Source organism: Thalassotalea nanhaiensis (assembly GCF_031583575.1).
GTDB classification, from domain to species: Bacteria; Pseudomonadota; Gammaproteobacteria; order Enterobacterales; family Alteromonadaceae; genus Thalassotalea_A; species Thalassotalea_A nanhaiensis.
In genome coordinates, this window is record NZ_CP134146.1 from 2,125,808 (window position 1) to 2,144,863 (window position 19,056).

Annotated in this window: 10 protein-coding genes; 5 read left to right on the forward strand and 5 right to left on the reverse strand. The window is 36.7% G+C overall.

The annotated features are described in order from the left end of the window. Positions 1-297: 297 nt before the first annotated feature. The gene (locus tag RI845_RS09305; RefSeq protein WP_348389461.1) at positions 298-1,989 is read left to right on the forward strand and encodes a phytoene desaturase family protein; all 1,692 of its coding nucleotides are present in this window, start codon (positions 298-300) and stop codon (positions 1,987-1,989) included. Between the two features lie 46 nt (positions 1,990-2,035). Here the strand turns inward: RI845_RS09305 and chrA are convergent, their stop codons facing one another. Next, complete coding sequence (gene chrA, locus RI845_RS09310) at positions 2,036-3,190, reverse strand: chromate efflux transporter (RefSeq protein ID WP_451923617.1); 1,155 nt, start codon at positions 3,188-3,190, stop codon at positions 2,036-2,038. A gap of 187 nt (positions 3,191-3,377) precedes the next feature. Between chrA and RI845_RS09315 the strand changes: the two genes are divergently transcribed. Both RI845_RS09315 and RI845_RS09320 read left to right on the forward strand, forming a co-directional pair. Further along, a complete protein-coding gene (locus RI845_RS09315) occupies positions 3,378-5,426 on the forward strand; it encodes a CapA family protein (RefSeq protein WP_348389463.1) in 2,049 nt (682 codons plus the stop codon). A 233-nt stretch (positions 5,427-5,659) separates the two neighbouring features. Beyond that, positions 5,660-5,800 carry a hypothetical protein gene (locus tag RI845_RS09320; RefSeq protein WP_348389464.1) on the forward strand — a complete coding sequence of 47 codons (141 nt, stop codon included), beginning with the start codon at positions 5,660-5,662 and terminating at the stop codon, positions 5,798-5,800. On the opposite strand, the gene RI845_RS09325 is transcribed toward RI845_RS09320, so the two are convergent. The 3 genes from RI845_RS09325 to RI845_RS09335 form a co-directional block, all read right to left on the reverse strand. Next, the gene (locus RI845_RS09325) at positions 5,797-6,897 is read right to left on the reverse strand and encodes a transporter substrate-binding domain-containing protein (RefSeq protein WP_348389465.1); all 1,101 of its coding nucleotides are present in this window, start codon (positions 6,895-6,897) and stop codon (positions 5,797-5,799) included. The two genes, RI845_RS09320 and RI845_RS09325, sit on opposite strands and share 4 nt — an antisense overlap. 15 nt (positions 6,898-6,912) lie before the next feature. Further along, a complete protein-coding gene (gene gltS, locus RI845_RS09330) occupies positions 6,913-8,124 on the reverse strand; it encodes a sodium/glutamate symporter (RefSeq protein ID WP_348389466.1) in 1,212 nt (403 codons plus the stop codon). Positions 8,125-8,261: 137 nt separating this feature from the next. After that, complete coding sequence (locus tag RI845_RS09335) at positions 8,262-9,518, reverse strand: type III PLP-dependent enzyme domain-containing protein (RefSeq protein ID WP_348389467.1); 1,257 nt, start codon at positions 9,516-9,518, stop codon at positions 8,262-8,264. 283 nt (positions 9,519-9,801) lie between these two features. Here RI845_RS09335 and RI845_RS09340 point away from each other — a divergent pair, with 283 nt between their 5' ends. Beyond that, positions 9,802-14,553: an NAD-glutamate dehydrogenase gene (locus tag RI845_RS09340; protein ID WP_348389468.1), complete on the forward strand. Its 4,752-nt coding sequence runs from the start codon at positions 9,802-9,804 to the stop codon at positions 14,551-14,553. Between the two features lie 247 nt (positions 14,554-14,800). Here the strand turns inward: RI845_RS09340 and RI845_RS09345 are convergent, their stop codons facing one another. Next, positions 14,801-15,688: a LysR family transcriptional regulator gene (locus RI845_RS09345; RefSeq protein WP_348389469.1), complete on the reverse strand. Its 888-nt coding sequence runs from the start codon at positions 15,686-15,688 to the stop codon at positions 14,801-14,803. Between the two features lie 429 nt (positions 15,689-16,117). Between RI845_RS09345 and RI845_RS09350 the strand changes: the two genes are divergently transcribed. Beyond that, positions 16,118-18,958: a TonB-dependent receptor domain-containing protein gene (locus tag RI845_RS09350; RefSeq protein ID WP_348389470.1), complete on the forward strand. Its 2,841-nt coding sequence runs from the start codon at positions 16,118-16,120 to the stop codon at positions 18,956-18,958. The last annotated feature ends 98 nt before the right edge of the window (positions 18,959-19,056 follow it).

Consider the following 19,056-nt stretch of genomic DNA (forward strand, 5'->3'; position numbering starts at 1 on the left):
TATACATAAAAAGTCCGTAGAATCAATTGTTAACGTTCGTTTATTTATCATTTTTTTATCTATTTTATATCAATCAATTGAGGATGTAGCGTTTAACTATTTACTAATAAGTTGATTTTAATAGGATTTATCAGATAAATGATGCGTATTCATACGTAATGATACTTAAGGGTTACTATTTTGATTATTTAACCTTAAATAATAAATTTAACTAACAGAGCTATTGAAAGGCGTATTGGTTAGATGCAACACTGTAATTTCTATATGTAATTGCCGATAAATAATAACAGGGAATTTATGAGCAAACTAGCAACCGAAGCAGACGATGATTTTAGTACTGACAGAACAAATAAAAAAACAACTGTTAGAAATGGTCGTCGCTTTAGAAAGTCACTGGTTGATGAACATTATGATGTTATCGTTGTTGGCTCTGGTATTGGTGGGCTAACAAATGCAGCTTTATCATCGCTACTTGGAAAAAAGGTTTGTGTACTTGAGCAACATTATACCGCGGGTGGCTTTACTCATGCATACCGACGTAAAGGATACGAATGGGATGTAGGTGTGCATTATATTGGTGAAGTTCATAAAGAGTATTCTTCATTACGCCGTATATTCGATGTCATTAGTAACAGTCGCCTCAAATGGGCCGAAATGGATCCCGTGTACGACAAAATTGTATTAGGTAATGAAGAGTATGATTTTGTTGCAGGAAAAGATAATTTTATTTCTCATCTTGTAGAGCGTTTTCCTGACGATGAACGTGCTATTAATCTCTATGTAGAACTGGTTAGAAAACTCAGTAAACAAAGTGCTAAATACTTTGCAGGACAAGCATTGCCACTATGGTTCGCAAAGGTTTATAACCAATTTAGGCCCTTGTTTGTATCTAAAGAGTTCTTTCTAACGACACGTGAAGTACTTGAAAGCTTGACGTCAAACCAAAAACTTATCTCGGTGTTAACAGGTCAATGGGGAGATTATGGTCATGTTCCTAAAGAATCTGCATTCTTAATGCATGCATTACTTGCAAAACACTATCTTGCCGGTGCAGCTTATCCAGTTGGTGGCGCCTCAGCAATTGCACGCGAAATAATACCTACAATTGTTAAATCAGGCGGAGGTGTTTTTACTGATGCTCTTGTTGAAGAAGTGTTGATAAAGAATAATACCGCTTATGGCGTAAAACTCAGTAATGGCTGCGAAATTACTGCAGATAAAATCGTCAGCAACATTGGCTTTGTTAAAACCATGCAGAAGTTATTACCTGAATCCATCCAAAGCGAACATAAAATTTCGCATTGGATGAATGAGGTTAATCTTTCTAGCAGCTCTATTTGTTTATATGCCGGATTTAAAGGTGACAGTAAAGAGTTAAATTTACACAGTACTAATTTATGGTTATACCCTAATAGTGATCATGAGGGGAATGTAGAGCGTTTTCAAAATACAACCAAAGATGATGTCGAAACAGAGCTACCATTAGTATACATATCCTTTCCTTCAACTAAAGATCCTCAGTGGTCTACTCATTTTCCTAATAAATCTACTGTTGAAATTGTTTCTATCACTCATAGTCATTGGTTTGAGCAATGGCAAGGAACAGAGTGGAACAAAAGAGGCGATGAATATATTGCATACAAAGAGGCGCTGTCACAAAAACTATTAAATAAGTTGTTCGAACGAAAGCCACAATTACGTGACAAGCTTGATTATTATGAGCTGTCAACGCCATTATCTACGCAATTTTATCAGCATAATGTTGAAGGTGAAATTTATGGATTGGATCATAGGGTAGAGCGTTTTAATAAATCGTTCCTGCATCCTCAAACTCCGATTAAAAACCTTTATTTAACCGGTGCCGATATTATGACTGCAGGTGTTGGTGGTGCCTTAATGGGTGGTGTGATGACAACTATGCGTATGCAAGGTTTAAGAAAAATGTCACAGGTAACAAAATTACTGAAACGTTACTCTAATAACAGTTAAAGTCTTTTAATTTCATTAGCATTAAATTTAGCCTGTTTTATGCAGGCTAAACAAATAACCCTACAACTAAGCCTGATACTATAAAAAACGCCACTAACCACATTATTGACACCTTTAAGTGCTTAAATAAATACCAACCGGCCCCAACTAGAGCAATGTCTACAGTATTAAACACCGCATTAGCAAATACTGGATTATAAAGTGCTGAAAACAGTAACCCTACTACAGAGGCGTTTACGCCTGCGACAATGCCAGACAGCTTAGGATGATTGGCAAGCTTGTGCCAATTATTTAGAACGGTTAGTAATAATAAAAAACCAGGTAAGAAAACAGCTAAGGTAGCAAGTAATGCACCGACAAGGGGTGTACTTGGTAATAAGTGAAAACCTAAATATGTCGCAAACGTAAACATAGGCCCCGGTACTGCTTGAGCCGCAGCATAACCGGTAAGAAAAGTATCTTGAGTGACTTGCTCACCTAGAATATTTTGCAATAATGGCAGTACTACATGTCCGCCACCGAATACCAAACTACCAGCTTGGTAAAAGTCACTAAACACTTTGATCGAAGTAGAATATTCCCCTAATAAAGGCAAACCAAATAGTAGTCCAACAAAAACTATAAAAGGTATGGTTGAAATATTTGATTTTTCTGTCAAGTGATTGGTGTTTTCAGATAAGTACTTAAGGCCTATTAAAGCAGCAATAACCAAAACCATTATTTGAGACAATATCCCTGAAACTAGCCATAATGCAATAGCAGTAAAGAAACACAACCCTACAGTTATAGTGTCCTTACAAAAGCTTTTATACATCCCCCAACAAGCGTCAGCAACGACCACTACAGCTAAGAGTTTTAACCCATGAATGATTTGTTGAAATATACTTGTGTCGGTAAGTTGGCTACTAAGTACTGCGAGTATTAGCATTAATAGCACTGAGGGCAATGTAAAGCCTATAAATGCGAGGCATGCTCCCATGAGTCCGTGCTTTTTATAGCCTATGGCGAAGCCAACCTGACTTGAACCTGGCCCTGGTATAAATTGGCTTAATGCAACTATTTGGGCGTACTCTTGATCGTCCAGCCATTTTAGTTTTTCAACAAAGGTGTTTCTAAAATAGCCAATGTGAGCAGCAGGGCCTCCAAAACTGATCCAACCAAGTAAAAAAAAGGTTTTAAAAACAATAAACAAAACGTTCATCCATAAAAGACAATGTATTAATATTATTAAACCGAGGCTGTGTATACAATTAAATTTAAGTTAAATTTTTATGAATCTACTTTGTTATATAATTGTATAACCTTAAGTTATGGTTCATTGGTAAATATGAATGCACCATAAGCTTTTAAATAGTTACACTGGTTCTTTTGTCATATTAGGAATGTGAATGCGCAATTACTTAATTATTTTATTACTTGTATCTCTTGGGTGTACTGCTGAGCAATCAAAAATAATCACTATTGAGGGCAAACTGTTTACTGAATCAAACCAACCGATCGCGGGAGTAGGTGTTCTTTCTGCAAATAAATCAGCAACAACCGATAAACAAGGTAAATATACGCTTAAACTCCCTAAAGCAGACATATATCAACTTAAATTTTCTAAGAAAGGTTTTTATCATTCAGTGCAAACTTTCAGCGACTATGAATTACACACAAATATCAATAGTCACGCTTTAATTGCAGATATTACACTGGTTGAACAAACAGAAAAGCGAGTGATGTTTGCCTTTGGCGGTGATGTGATGATGGGGCGTCGGTATTATCAACCAAAATTTGGTGATGGTGTTTTGATTTCAGATGATAATCGTCTGAGTGACAGCAAAGCCATAGTACAGCATGTTAAACCGTATATGAGTCTTGCTGATTTAGCAGCTGTAAATTTAGAGACTCAGGTATCTGAAACCGAACCAGAAGAGCGCGCACCTAAATCAGTTACCTTTTATTCAAAACCTGAAGTATTAGAGGCATTGTCTTGGGCGGGAATTGATTATGTAACATTAGGGAATAACCATACGTTCGATTATATGAATTCTGGTCTTAAATCTACTTTGGAAAACCTCAGCAACAGTACTCTTGGCTATTCCGGAGCTGGCATTAATGAACAGCAGGCTTTGTCTGCTTATCACACAACTATAAATGATAATGATTTTGCTATGCTTGGTTACGTCGGTTGGGAAGGCGGCTTTACACCAAATCAAACTGCTGGCAAAGATAAAGGCGGGGCAGCTTACGGTTCAATGAACAATATTAAAAACTCAGTAAGTCGCGAAGTTGCTAACGACAAGGTTACCTTTGTGCAATACCATGGCAGTCAAGAATACTCTACTGGACCTACCGGTGTTACAGAGCAACGGTTAAAGTCGGCAATTGATGAAGGTGCGGCATTAGCTATCGCCCATCACCCTCATGTCACCCAGGGCCTTGAGCTTTATAATGGAAAGCTTATTGCGTACTCAATGGGGAATTTTGTTTTCGATCAGTACTTCAATTCAACCCCTCATAGCTTTATCCTTTATGTGTGGATGGATGGTGAAAAGTTTCATCGTGCTGAAATAGTACCAATTTATTTAAAAGGCTATAAACCAACTCCTGCTACAGGTATGAATCGATTTAATACCATGAAAAGATTGGTGACATTATCGAAAGCAAGAGGAACCAATATTGGTTATTCTGGTGGTCACGGAGTGATCACGTCTGCCAATAAAGCAGTAGAAAATACTGGTCAATATACGTTAAATTTTAAATCTGGCACCCGAGTTAGAAGCTTGTCAAACCTACCATGGTATAACAATTTAACATCCGTTGACTTACCTGAGCCGAATTTAAGTTACCGGTTAGGGACGAACTTAATAAATGGCAGTGACTTTGAAAGTTTTGCAACATTTGATTCAAATGAACGCGGTTTTTTATTTAATAGAGAAAACACTAAAATTAATGACTTTAATGGCAATAAGAACCTTCAAATAGGGATCGATAAAAGTGAGCCAACAATATTTGGTATGCAAACCTTCAGACGTGTTTACAAGCCAAGTAGCCCGATGACTATCAAAGCTAATATCAGAACGAGTCAACTGACGAAGGCAACTTTTTATTGGCAGGGACGTAAATCAAAACAAAGTTTTACTGATGCGTTAACTAATGGCAAGAAACATGTTATTAGTTCAGTTATTTTTAATAATGAAAATACCTGGCAACCGATTGAAATAGATTTTAATTCACCACGTATTGGTTATCGAAGTTTTAGAGTGTTAGTAGAATTTGAATTACAAGATGGTAGTAACGGTACCATCGACTTGGATGATTTTTCCTTAATCGAGTGGCAAAGTGCATTTTCAAAAGAGCCTGTGCCAAAGTTGTTTAATTTAGGTAGTAAGCAAGCAAGTTTCATTGGATTAAATTTAACCACCGATGAAGCTGTTACCGTAATTCATTAGCAAGCGGTGTTATTATAATGTTGTTTCCTTTGAGCATGAGGAAACAACGTTATTTAATAGGTTCACCAATTAAAGTAGAAAAACTCTTCCATAGCCTTTCTTTCTTATTTTCCCTGTTTAAAACCAAATATTTCGTAAGTTAACTACAAAATAGATGTAAATAACCCTGTTTACTTGTTATTTAACTCATTTTACTGTAATAATATTACATAATGATTGTTCAGGAGAATATAATGGAAGAGCAGAACGAAAGAGTAGAAGTAAATAAAGTGTCAGATACAACAGTGTTTGATTATGATAATGGCGGCTGGCCACGTGACTTTGACATTCGCATTGAAGTCGCTGAACAACGTGAAGTTTTGGAAGCTAATTAGTTAGTACCAAGGTATTTTTCCAGTTTTTCGCGCCAGCTATCGTTACGAACAATTCGTATTAATACACGATTTAGAGGCTCTCTTAGTTCACTGCCTTGAGTTAAGGCAAAACCATAGTCTTGTCGTTCAAATGTAGCAGGCGATATTTCAATTTCACCTTTAAACTCTGTTTCTACAAAGTACTGTAGTAAAGGTGCGTCGTATACCATGGCATCAACTTTCCCTTCAGTAATTGCTTGTAGTCCACCTTTCACATCGGCAAAAGTGACGATCATATAGCCGTTATTTTGAAGAAAGGCTTCACTGGTTGAACCGTCTAATGTAGCGATTTGAAGTTTATTTAAATCGGTTAAATTTTGAATGTTAGTATTAATTTTTTGAACAGTTAATATGCTTGAGAATGCAGCAATAAAACTGGCTACAATCATCAATGCAGTAAACATCCAAATCACACCAAACGCCCGTCCTATCTTAGTCATCGGTGTTTTATCACCATAACCAACGGTTGTCATCGTCGCTGCCGCCCACCAAAAACCTTCACTGATATACTCAATTGTATGAGTGTCTTCATTTTTGGATTTATGCTTATGCTCAACCAACCACATAAGCCAACCGACAATAAATAATAATAAAAATAGAGAAACGACTACTTGAATAAACTGCCATGAAAATAATTGTTTAAAGGTGGATAACCATACATTGACTTGCTCGTCAGACAAGGTTGCAATGGCAAACCCGGTGGAATGGTGTGGGTGAGTAAAGTCCATTAATGGTTCACGTTCTTCCGTGATGGTAATCGCTGCAATGGCAGCATCTAAATTCCCTTGCTCTACGCCTTGTAATAACTCCGGTAATGTATGTTCTTCAAATTCATATTTAAGATTGAGTTCGATGGCTATTTCTCGCCATAATTCTACACTGATCCCTGACCAACTATTGTCAGGGTTTTTAATAGCGAAAGGGGGAGAATGCATAGTACCAACACGTAACACTTGTTGTGAGGTTTGTTGAGTTGTTCTATCTTGGGCGTTAACAGAATTTATCGACAACAAAGTTGCAGATAAATAAATAATCATATAGATAAATTGTTTCAACATCCTAAGTCTCTAAAGCTAATTTCCAACAAATGGTAAACTTAAATATAGCTGAATCACTAAAGCATTTGTAATATCGATAAAAAATGCACCAACCAACGGAACCACTAAGAAAGCTTGAGGGGAAGGGCCGTGACGGGCAACTAATGCTTCCATATTGGCCACCGCTGTTGGTGTTGCTCCTAAACCAAAACCACAATGACCACCGGCCATAATTGCGGCATCGTAGTTTTTTCCCATAATTCTAAAGGTGATAAAATAAGCAAACATCATTAGAACTATGGTTTGAATTAATATTATAAACATCATTGGGCCAGCAAGGTTAGCCAACTCCCAAATCTTTAATGACATTAATGCCATAGCCAAAAATATAGACAGAGCCATAGTGCCCCATAAATCAATACATGGGCGACTTATAGTATAAACCTTTGAAAATTCACATACATTGGTGGCTAACACACCAAATAACAGTGGGATTAAAAAGGAGGGAAGAATAACACCTGCTTCTTTCAACGCAATGTGACCAATATGGCCAACAACCATACATAACAAAATCACAAACAATGTCTCCATCATTCTTTTTGGAGTCACCAAATCATGATCTTCTGGACTAAACGTTACTGTGTCATCGACTTCTTCATGATACTCAGCCGGTTTTAAATTATGGCGTTTAATTAAGCGTTTACTCACCGGTCCACCAACCAAACCACCTAACACTAAACCTAAAGTAGCAGCCGCCATTGCTAATTCGAATACACTGCCAGGCATGCCATATTCTGAAATAAATAAGTCTGCATAAGTTGCACCATTGCCATGACCACCAGAAAGAGTAACCGAACCGCCCAGTAATCCCATTAAGGAGTCCATGCCAGTAGACATTGCTAGTGTTACTCCTACTGCATTTTGCAAAATTAAATACACTGAGGTCACGACTAAAAACAACACAACTTTAGGGCCGCCTTTAAGCAGCAATTTAAAACTGGCACCTAATCCTACTGTGGTAAAAAAGATTGTCATAAATGGCTTTTTAAAGCTCATATCAAAATCGAATACAATATCAAAATAGCTGTATGCAATGGCAGCTATTAAAGAGAAAATAATACCGCCAACGACAGGCTCTGGAATATTGTTGTTACGTAGAATTGCAATTTTACTATTGCAGAAATAGCCGGCAAATAAGATCAATAACGCGACTAACAATGTTTCTATAATACCAATTTCAATATTCATGGGAGAGTATTCACCTCTTAATTTTTATATTTGTTTTTTAGCACTTGTTAACGAACAAAGTGTTTCCTGCTTTTGACTTTACTATGAATAAATTTAATTTCTCTCAGTCAGTAATTTTTTGAATAATTTGATGTCAGCTACATTTTATTTGCAACATCTTCAAAGGAGTCGGCTTTTCGAATGCAGGAAAAATTTAGATTTTCATCATCGCCGCTTACTGAGAACACGCCGACGCGAGGTAAGCTATTGTAATCAAAGTGATTACTAAAGTAATAGCCTCCTGTATCATGAGCCATCACATAGTCATTAGGTACAAGCTTTGGTAATTGTTTCCCTACACAAATTAAATCACCTGCAAAACAGCACGGTCCGGCAACATCCGTTGTTACAACTTCACAGGTATCTGCGGTTTTTTCTATTCCTTCGGCGCTAAAGCCGGTTACCCTAATTGGCCAAGATTTTGGTAAAAATGCGGTTCGGGTAAATATTTGTGCTCCAGCATGGGTTGTTGCAATGTGACGTCCACCTGAGTTTTTAGTATATTCAACCCGAGTTATTATCACCCCATTTTTAGCTGCAATAGCTCTTCCAAACTCAGTTTTAACCTGATATTTATTGGTAAATAATAGTGGTACATTCTTCTTCAATATTTGTGCATAATCAGCAAAGCTCGGGGTAACATCTTCAGATGCAAAATTTACGGGCAAGCCGCCACCTATATCAATTCGGACAACTTGTTGGCTGCCGATGTTGTTATTAATTTCTTCAGCTAGCTCTGTAATAACTTCAATGCCCTTTGCCATTAACTCCAATGCGCAGCCCTGTGATCCACTATGGGTATGCAGGCTAGTAAGCCATGGACGCTGACGATAAATATTTATTAATTCTTGTCTATTATTGGCATCTGCTAATGGGTAGCCAAATTTAGATGTTGCTGTTGCCGTACTGGTGGAGCTTATCGCGCCACCACCTATTTGCGGGTTAATTCTAAAGCCGATCACTGATTTTGTATTAGGGTGCTCCTGCATCAGTTGCTCTACACGAGTGAGTTCTTGCAAGTTATCAATATTTATCGAAATATCATTTTTAATACATGTTCGCAAATCATGTAATGTTTTTGCTGGAGAATCAAAGATAATATCCTGGTTTAAGAAACCGGCATTTTTTGCAATTAATAACTCCCCTGGGCTAGCTACTTCAGCTCCCATTCCATATTCACGCAATACTCTTAACACCTCGACAAGTGCATTGGCTTTTACTGCAAATGTATGAAAAAAATTCTTTGGAAAGGCATCATAGGCTGCAGCAACAGTTTTTTGTAAACCGTCGAAATCCATAATACCAATAGCAGTCAGGTCACTATCAATAACATTCGTCGCTATGGCAGTTTTCATTATCTGTTGCTTTCTAATCATTTTGTCATCTCTAGTGTTGATTTTTGTAAAAAATTTGATGCATTTAAGATAAAGGACAGTTACAGATAGCGATATTATTAAGTGTTGGCTAATGTATAGCTTTTGGTTATGGCATTGTAAATGCAAGTACAACACTAGGTTATACCTTTGCTATTGAAATGAATTTGTCGAAGATATTTGCACTGGATATGATTTTTAAATCCCAAAGCATAAGCTTGTTTGCGCTTTGGTTGAAACTAAATTTCATATTAAGGTGATTATTATGACTACAGCAATGCCTCAGGACTTTAACAGTTATATTGCTAAAAATTACAATGAAGCGAACGTCCACTCATTTACCGCGTTTTCCCAGGAATTGCTTGAATCCTCCTTAAATGACGAAATACTACTAATGCCTCTAGAGCGCCGATTCAGTTTGGCACTTTCACTTTGGAGTAGTTTTACCAGTCGTAAACCGCAGGAAAACAAAGTCACTATTAGTCCCCTAAGGCAAGGTGGCATAGACGTGTCAACGTTGCACATAATCAGTGATGATAAACCCTTTATTTTTGATTCCATTACTAACTTGTTGCTTGAACAAGGGTACCGCATCAAAAACTGTTTACATCCGGTAATATCTGACAAGCAACTATCATCAAACGTAAATTATAAGTCAGACGTTTCAGTAATTTATATACAGTTAGGTAGTTTATTAAATGACAATGCATGTGCATCTTTAAAGACCAAAATTATTGCGCTGTTAACAAATGTTCAGTTAGTAACGGATGATTGGTCAAATATGCTTAATCAAGCAAAAGCAGTTGCCCAAGATCAAAGTGATAGCGTTATCAAAAGTAAAAATAGTGAACAAGCGCAAGACTTCATGTATTGGCTTTGCCAGGATAATTTCACTTTTTTAGGCTATCATCAATTTCTTATTGATGAACACCAAGAACAACGTGGTGTTGAAAGTTTAGGAATTTTTAAACAAAGTAGTGAATTTATTGCATCTGAAGAGTCAGGGCTCAAATTAAAAAATGAGGAACTGCAGCATTTTATCGATTCTGAACAATCCTTGTTAATATCAAAATCTACTGTAAAAGCAAAAATTCATCGCCTTGATTATTATGATCAAATAAGCATAAAAGAATACTCTAAAAATGGAAATATCATTGTAATACATAGGTTTATTGGATTGTTTACTCAAGCCGCGAACAATCAAAACCCATTAAACATCCCTTATTTAGAGGCTAAATTAAACACCGTACTTAAACGCGTCAATTACAAAGTCGAAAGTCATAAGTACAAAACATTTCGACATATCCTTAAAGCTTTGCCCAAACGAGAGATATTTGAGAGCAATGCCAGTAACTTGTTTAATTTGGCGAAAGGTATTTATAACTTAAATGCGCAAAATAAAGGCGGAACCTTTGTACGTGAAAATAACTTTAATCAACAGGTATCTGCCTTGGTATTTGTTTCTAAAGATGCGTTTTGTACAGACCTACGTGATGAAATTGAAACATTATTTTGCCAATTTTATGGAGGAAAAATATTATCTCGCTGTTCGATGCTTAACGATAATAATCTCGCCCAATGGCATTTTACTTTAGTAAAAGATGAACAAATATCTAGTGGCTTAAACCGTAATGTTTTAATTAATCGAATTGAAGCAAAAACAAAGAGTTGGATGGAATCGCTAAACAGTTCGATACTTGAACGTTGGAAAGATGAATACGCAACCCAAATTATTCAAAAATACAGCAACAGTTTTTCAAAAAGTTATCGAGAGACGTTTTCTGTAACCGCCGCACTTAAAGATATTGAGTATTTTGAAAAACTTACACAAGAGAGTAAATATCAATTTCAAATTTACCGAAACGAAGAAGACCAAAGTAATTTATTACGTTTGAATATATATTCTCTTGCTCAAGGTATAGCTCTAAGTGATTCAATTCCAATTTTAGAAAACCTTGGATTTAGACCATTAGATGAATTTAGTTTTAAGGTTATAACAAAGGATAATAGTTGTAATGCTTTGTACAGCTATACCCTTGAGTGTCCAGTTAATACAGACCTTTGTCTAAAAGAGATTAAAATTAATCTAGAACAAGCTCTAACTGATATATGGGCCCAGCACATTGAAAATGATGGTTACAATAAATTATTATTAACCGCCAACATCAATATTAGACAAATCGTTATTATACGGGCTTATGGTAAATATTTACGTCAATTAGGGCTAGGTTACAGCGAAGAGTATTTTCAACAGGCATTGATTTCATACCCAGATATAGTGTCAGATTTAGTTGCATTATTTGAACAACGCTTTTCAATAAATGACAGTTCTATTGCTAAACGCATGCTATTAGCAAATGATATTTCAAAGTGTTTATTTGGCCGTTTGAACGGTGTCTCTCAGATAGATCATGACCGTATTTTACGTAACTTCATCGCTGCTATTTCTGCAACCGTAAGGACTAACTTTTACCAACAATCGGATACTGGGCAACAAAAATCATATTGTTCATTTAAGATATTAAGTGGTGAAATTGAAGATGCCCCGCAACCAAGACCTTATGTTGAAACCTTTGTTTACTCGCCCAGATTAGAAGGTGTTCATTTACGCTTTAGTGCGGTGTCACGAGGTGGACTTCGTTGGTCGGATAGAAAAGAAGACTTCCGTACTGAAATTCTAGGTTTAGTAAAAGCTCAGCAAGTTAAAAATGTTGTTATAGTACCGCAAGGTGCAAAAGGCGGGTTTGTTCCTAAACAACTCCCAATTGATGGTACTAGGGCAGAAATAACCAGCGAAGCTATAGAATGTTATAAAATATTTATCTCATCCTTACTTGATATTACCGACAATAACACCCCACAAGGCATCGTTAAGCCTAAACAGGTTGTTTGTTTTGATGGTGATGATAGTTACCTGGTTGTAGCTGCTGATAAAGGTACGGCAACATTTTCAGATATTGCGAACCAACTCGCTGATGATTATGGTTTTTGGTTGGGCGATGCCTTTGCTTCTGGTGGTAGTGTTGGTTACGACCATAAAAAAATGGGCATTACCGCAAAAGGCGCGTGGGTTTCTGTACAAAGACACTTTCGAGCAATGAACGTGAATGTCCAGAAAGATGAAATCATGGCAATTGGTATTGGTGACATGTCTGGTGATGTGTTCGGTAATGGTATGTTGTCATCTAAGACCATAAAGCTAGTTGCAGCATTTGATCACCGTGACATTTTTATCGATCCTTCACCAGAGGCAATGGCAAGCTTTTTAGAACGTCAACGCCTATATAATCTGCCACGCTCATCTTGGGCAGATTATAACCCTGAATTGATTTCATCAGGTGGTGGTGTATTTAGCCGTAGCCTTAAAAGTATTAATCTTAGTGATCAAACTAAGCAATTGTTGGATATACCATCTGATATAAATACCTTGTCTCCTAATAAGTTAATCACTTATATATTAAAGGCAAAAGCTGATTTGCTATGGTTTGGCGGTATTGGCACATATGTAAAGGCAACAGAAGAAAATAATAATGATGTTGGCGACAAAGGTAACGATGTAGTACGAATAAATGCAGCTCAATTGGGCTGTAAAGTCATAGGCGAGGGTGGTAACTTAGGCTGTACACAGTTAGCCAGGATAGAATTTGCAAAAGCTGGAGGCAGGATAAACACTGATGCCGTAGATAATTCTGCTGGAGTGAATTGTTCGGACAATGAAGTAAACATAAAAATTTTACTCAATCGTTTAATCACAGACCGCAAATTAACTAAGCTAGAACGAGATAAATTACTGGAAGAAATGACCAATGACGTCAGTGAATTGGTGTTGCAGAATAACACACTACAAGTGCAAGCCTTAAGTTTGGATGAAGCAAATAGCCATTCGCATTTTGACAGCTTCACTCGACTGACCAACTATTTAATCGACAATGTAGAGTTAAACCGAGAGTTGGAATACTTGCCCGATGAAGATGAATTGCAAGGGCGGAGCCAGCATAAACAAGGCCTTACACGTCCTGAATTAGCTGTTTTAATGGCGTATTCAAAAATGGATGTAAATAATGCATTATTGCAGCAATCAAATTTACTCGAGGATGAGTATTTTCAGAGATATTTATTGGCAGCATTCCCATCAATATTACAGACAAGGTATCCAATAGAAATTTTAGAACATCCTCTAGCTAAGCAAATTGTTGCAACAGCTGTCGCTAACGAGATCTTTAATCGTGGTGGCATTCATGCCGTTCGCGAACAAACTGGAGCAAGTATTGCTCAAATAGTGAAGGCATTCGTGATCACTAAAGAAGTGTTCCAACTCGATAAAATTTGGCAAGAAATAGAGTCTTTAGACGGAATTGTTTCTTCTGAGATACAAGTCAAAATGATGGTAGAAGTGCAACGTTTCTATCGGTTAATGGCTATTTGGTTTATAAATAATGACGATCAAAAATCGACTGTAATCACTGTTGTAAATAAATTTACGCCGGGTATAAAGCTGTTACAACAACTTAACGGAGATGAAGTAATATTACCGTTTACCCCTGTTGCAAAATCTTTATATCAAATACAAACCGGGGAATGTAGTCGCAGTATTGTCGATAAAATTCATCAGTTAAAAGTATCAAGTGTCGTTTTTTGCGATATTGTAAAAAACTCTGTTGAATTAAAAGTACCTATTGAACACGTGTTAATGAGTTACCAAAAGTTAACTCCACTTATTGGTATCTCTTGGTTGATTGAACAAATAGAAGTTATTGATACTACAGACCATTGGTCTAGAATGGCGCTGTTTTCGCTATTGTTAGATTTGCTCGAGTTACGAGAGCAATTAGTTGTAAAAATAAGTAAAGCCTATGCTAAGTTTGCTGCTGATATTGCTATAGACAAGTGGGCAGAAACCAAACAAGCTGATTTAAAAAGAGTAAGCAGAGTTATTGAGGATCTAAAAGCTACCGGATTACTTAATATCGACAAATTGCATTTTGCTAATAGACAAATGCGCACTTTGTTAAGTTAATAAAACGGACGATTGAAGAGAAAGGCAGTTAATGATTAACTGCCATTATACCAATCCGTATAATGATCTGATCATTGAGTAACTCATATAAACAACATATGAGTTACCCTTCGGTAAAGTAGATAAAGCTTGATAACGTCCTGAAATTTTAAAAAGATATGAATAACTATCTATTTAAAATTTCAGTTGTTCTAAAGCTTTCTATATCATTCTCAATTGTTCACATCATTACGCGAACGGGTATTAATTATTTTTTGCTGGCAAATACTTCGGTCAAATAAGGAATGTATTCTTGTACTACTTTAGGCAAGCCTTTGTTTTCTAAATGTAACCCTTTAATCGACACATTTAAAAGTGGATCAAACGAAGCAATGGCAATATCCTCAGTTAAGTTATTTTCTGCAGTAAACTTATCGACAATACATATTCCCAATCCTTGGGCAACTAATCTCGCGGCAATAAAATAGGTTTGTACTTTAATTAAAGATTTTGGCGCAACCTTTTCTTCCAGCAATCTTTTCCAAGCAATATCACCCAGTGGACCACTGCTAGTAATATCGATGAACTCAACATCGGCAACTTCACTCAGTTTAAGTTTATCTGGACAATGCGGGAATAATTTTTTTGGATAAACAATAACTAATTCTGATGTAGTCAAGTCGATTGCTTTTACTCCTGGCATGTCTTCAGGTGCAAATAACACAGCTAAATCGCATTTGTGTTCCATCAAAGCTTGCTGCACTGAATCGTTATGAATTGTGGTGATATTAAATTCTACATTTGAAAATTTTTGATGATATTTAGCAATACTTATAGGTGTAACATCAAAACCTAGGGCAGGGCTGATACCTAGATTTATACGGCCAAACTCCAACTTCTTGATATTATCCGTTGTATTTTTTAACGCTAAAATTTGTTTATATATTTTATCTACTTCGGTATAAAGCATTTCTGCTTCATCGGTAGGAATTAACCGCCCCTTAATGCGCTTAAATAGATTAAAACCTAACTGCAGTTCTGCATGGGCTAACACCTTACTTACCGATGGTTGGGACACGTGCAACATGTTTGCCGCATTAGTAATTGAGCCAGTAGTGTATATGGCATGAAATATTTCGATATGACGTAGTCGCATACATTTCTCTCTTTAGTGAATTTATACATATCACTACAGTAAAACATCTAATTTTTGATTCAAAAGCTTATAATAAAGCCAGTATTTTATGCTTTCATTATCATAGTTAAGTTAATCAGAACATCTGTAGAGTGCAAATTAATAGTTTTAATGTTGCACCCAGTTTTGTGCAATATTTTTAAATTGTGCTATTTTTTCAGTAACATAACATCTATTTAACACCTTGTATTTAAGCTATTCAACCTTAATCCATAACCTTTGGTTATGGATTTACAATCAACAGTCATTGGTATTTGTTACGTTTTTTATTCATGGTTACTAGGTGTTAATTAAACGTAAACCAATTGAAAACAAAATCGAAATATAAATTTAGTAGCAACTTACTAAATTAAAAAAATAAACGATTAACTGGGAAATAAGGTGAATAAAATGAAAACGAAGACTATGGCAAATTTAAAACGTAAGCATTTAAGTTTGTGTATCTTAGCTGCAATGTCATCACAGTTTGTGTATGCACAAGAAGCCGAATCTGATGATGCAGATATTGAACAAATTCTTGTTGTAGGTTCACATATCAAACGCGGTACTGATGTTGAAGCTATGCCGGTTACGACTTTGTCTGCAAAAGACATTGAAAACCTAGGTGTGTCAACAGGTGATGAATTATTAAGAAGTATTCCACAAATTGGCGCAGTAAATTTTGGTGCAGCTACCGGTAACGGTGGTGTAAATGATGCACGAGGAGATGTTTCTTCAATTAATTTACGTGGTATAGGTACGGGTAATACTCTTACGTTATTAAATGGACGCCGCCTGGTAACTCATCCAGGTACACAATCAGAAAACTTTGTGCCTGTTTCTACCGTTAACTCAAACACTTTACCAGTTGCAGGTTTACGTTCTTTAGAAATACTAAGAGATGGCGCTGCGGCTATTTATGGTTCAGATGCTGTTGCAGGTGTAGTTAACTATGCATTAAACAGTGATTACGTTGGTAATAAAGTAAGTTTAACTCATGGTGTTTCTGAGGGTACTGAACTTGATGAAACAACGTTTAACTACCTTACAGGATTTGACTTTAATGAAAGTAAATCTCACCTAACTGCATCATTTAACTTTTATCAACGTAATGGCATGATGGCAAGCGAAAGACCTTATTCAGCAAGCCATGACTTACGTGAATACCCTGGTTTACCAGAAAAGTTTGTTGGTGACACACAATTAGATAACCGTACAACATCAACACCTTGGGGTGAGTTTCAATCTGATTCGCTTGGCAGATTCCATATTCAACCTGATACCATGTCGGGTTGTGAAGTTAATTTAGCTGGTGGTGTTTGTGCTGATGGAGGTAGTATTTCTCGTGACCTTCGTTTTGATCGTGGTACAACACGTTCATTATCATCTGATGTTGACCGTTTAAACTTTTATGGTTATTTCACTCATGAATTAAGCGATGATTTAGAGTTTTTCTCTGAAGCTATTTATTACAGCGCAACAGCAGAGCGTACACGTGAACAAACTCATAATTTAACAGCACAACGTTTTCAAGTATCTGCTGATGCTGCTTACAATCCATTTGGTGAAGAAGTAACGTTACGCCGCTATAGAGCTATTGATAGTGGACCTCGTAACATCGAAGTGGACGATACCAGTTATCGTATTCTTGGTGGTTTAAGAGGTATGTGGGGCGATTGGGACTGGGAATCTGCTGTGTTTTATACCGAAGCTGAAACTAATGATGTCGCTAATCGTATTCAGGCCAGTAAGTTTCAAGCAGCCATTAATAGTACTGATCCTGCTTTAGCATATGATTTATTTACCGGTGGTGATTTAAATAACTGGAATACAGGTGACTCCACGTTAAATCCAGCAAGTGTTATTGACCAATTTATGGTTAACGTTTCACGAGATTCAAAAACAAGTTTGGCACAAGTAGATTTTAAAGTGAGTAATGGTGATATTTTTGAATTACCTGCCGGTACAGTAGGTGTTGCAGCGGGTGTTGAATTTCGCCATGAAACGTTTGAAGATGATCGTGATTCATTGTTAGATGGAAGTAATCCATTTGTAGATGCAATTACTGGCGAAGAGCTTTCAGGAAGTGATGTATTAGGCTCTAGTCCAACGCCTGATTCAGACGCTGATCGTGATATCTTTGCAGCTTACGCAGAGTTTTTAGTACCATTACTTGAATTTGGTGACCAGTATGTAGAGTTACAACTTGCTGCTCGCTACGAAGATTACTCAGATGTAGGCGATGCTCTTAAACCAAAAGTAGCTCTATTTTGGGAAGCTGCACCTTGGTTAAGCTTTAGGGCATCATATTCTGAAGGTTTCCGAGCTCCAGGTCTTCCGCAAGTAAGTGCAGAAGGTGTTCCTCGTAGTAATAACTTGTATGACCCTGTACTTGATGATTCATATGCAATTGTAGATATTCGCAGCGGTACAACTGATTTAGAGCCTGAAGATGATGTGAATACTTCATTTGGTATCGTGTTACAACCTGGTGATGATTTAACCATTACGTTTGATACCTGGACTATAGAGCAAGAAAAATTAGTAGGTATCCTTCCGGGCTCTTCACACTTACTTTATGATTCTTTATTACGTAGTCAAGGCTCTAGTAATGAAGCAGTTATTCGCGACCCTGATACTGGTGAAGTGATTCAAATAAACAATGATTACATGAACTTGGGTGTACGTAATATCGAAGGTTATGATGTAAGTGTTGTGTATGATATTGATACGTCTTTCGGTGATTGGGGCTTTACGTTAAATGCGGCTAAATTAACTAAGTTTGATCAAGAAGCAGATCCAATTTCACAAATGCTACTAGATGCCCAAGAAGCCGGCGACCCGTCAGTTCCAGCTGATAGAAATGTTGCAGGTGCTGGTGATTTAATTAAAGAAAATGGTCGACCTGAATGGCGCGCACGAGTTGCACTTGATTGGGATTTAAATCAATGGGGCGCAGGTATTAGTGCAAATTATATTAGCGAAGTATTTGACACCAGTGCTACCGCAACAGTAGAAGGTGATGACACCATTTATGACTTACCAGTTGATAGTTTTACAACCATTAACTTATATGGTGAATATCGTTTTGCTAATGAAGGTTTCCTAAAAGACAGTAAAATTAGATTAACTGCTCGTAACATTGAAGATGAAGAACCACCATTAGCTGATGAATTAGCACATGGTTATTTCGGTGGACTTCACTCAAACCGTGGCAGATACTTCCAATTAAGTTTAAGCAAAGAGTTTTAAATACTGCTTAACACTTATTGAAATTATCTAAACTCAATGTGGCTCGGCTCGTTAATCTAGTCGGGCCATATTTTTCTCCAATAAATTAATAAAGATAA

Excerpts from the sequence above, each read along its gene's own strand:
- chrA (WP_451923617.1), bottom strand. The coding sequence starts at position 3,190 with ATGAACGTTTTGTTTATTGTTTTTAAAACCTTTTTTTTACTTGGTTGG.
- RI845_RS09345 (WP_348389469.1), bottom strand. The coding sequence starts at position 15,688 with ATGCGACTACGTCATATCGAAATATTTCATGCCATATACACTACTGGC.
- RI845_RS09305 (WP_348389461.1), top strand. The coding sequence starts at position 298 with ATGAGCAAACTAGCAACCGAAGCAGACGATGATTTTAGTACTGACAGA.
- RI845_RS09315 (WP_348389463.1), top strand. The coding sequence starts at position 3,378 with ATGCGCAATTACTTAATTATTTTATTACTTGTATCTCTTGGGTGTACT.
- gltS (WP_348389466.1), bottom strand. The coding sequence starts at position 8,124 with ATGAATATTGAAATTGGTATTATAGAAACATTGTTAGTCGCGTTATTG.
- RI845_RS09335 (WP_348389467.1), bottom strand. The coding sequence starts at position 9,518 with ATGAAAACTGCCATAGCGACGAATGTTATTGATAGTGACCTGACTGCT.
- RI845_RS09340 (WP_348389468.1), top strand. The coding sequence starts at position 9,802 with ATGACTACAGCAATGCCTCAGGACTTTAACAGTTATATTGCTAAAAAT.
- RI845_RS09320 (WP_348389464.1), top strand. The coding sequence starts at position 5,660 with ATGGAAGAGCAGAACGAAAGAGTAGAAGTAAATAAAGTGTCAGATACA.
- RI845_RS09350 (WP_348389470.1), top strand. The coding sequence starts at position 16,118 with ATGAAAACGAAGACTATGGCAAATTTAAAACGTAAGCATTTAAGTTTG.
- RI845_RS09325 (WP_348389465.1), bottom strand. The coding sequence starts at position 6,897 with ATGTTGAAACAATTTATCTATATGATTATTTATTTATCTGCAACTTTG.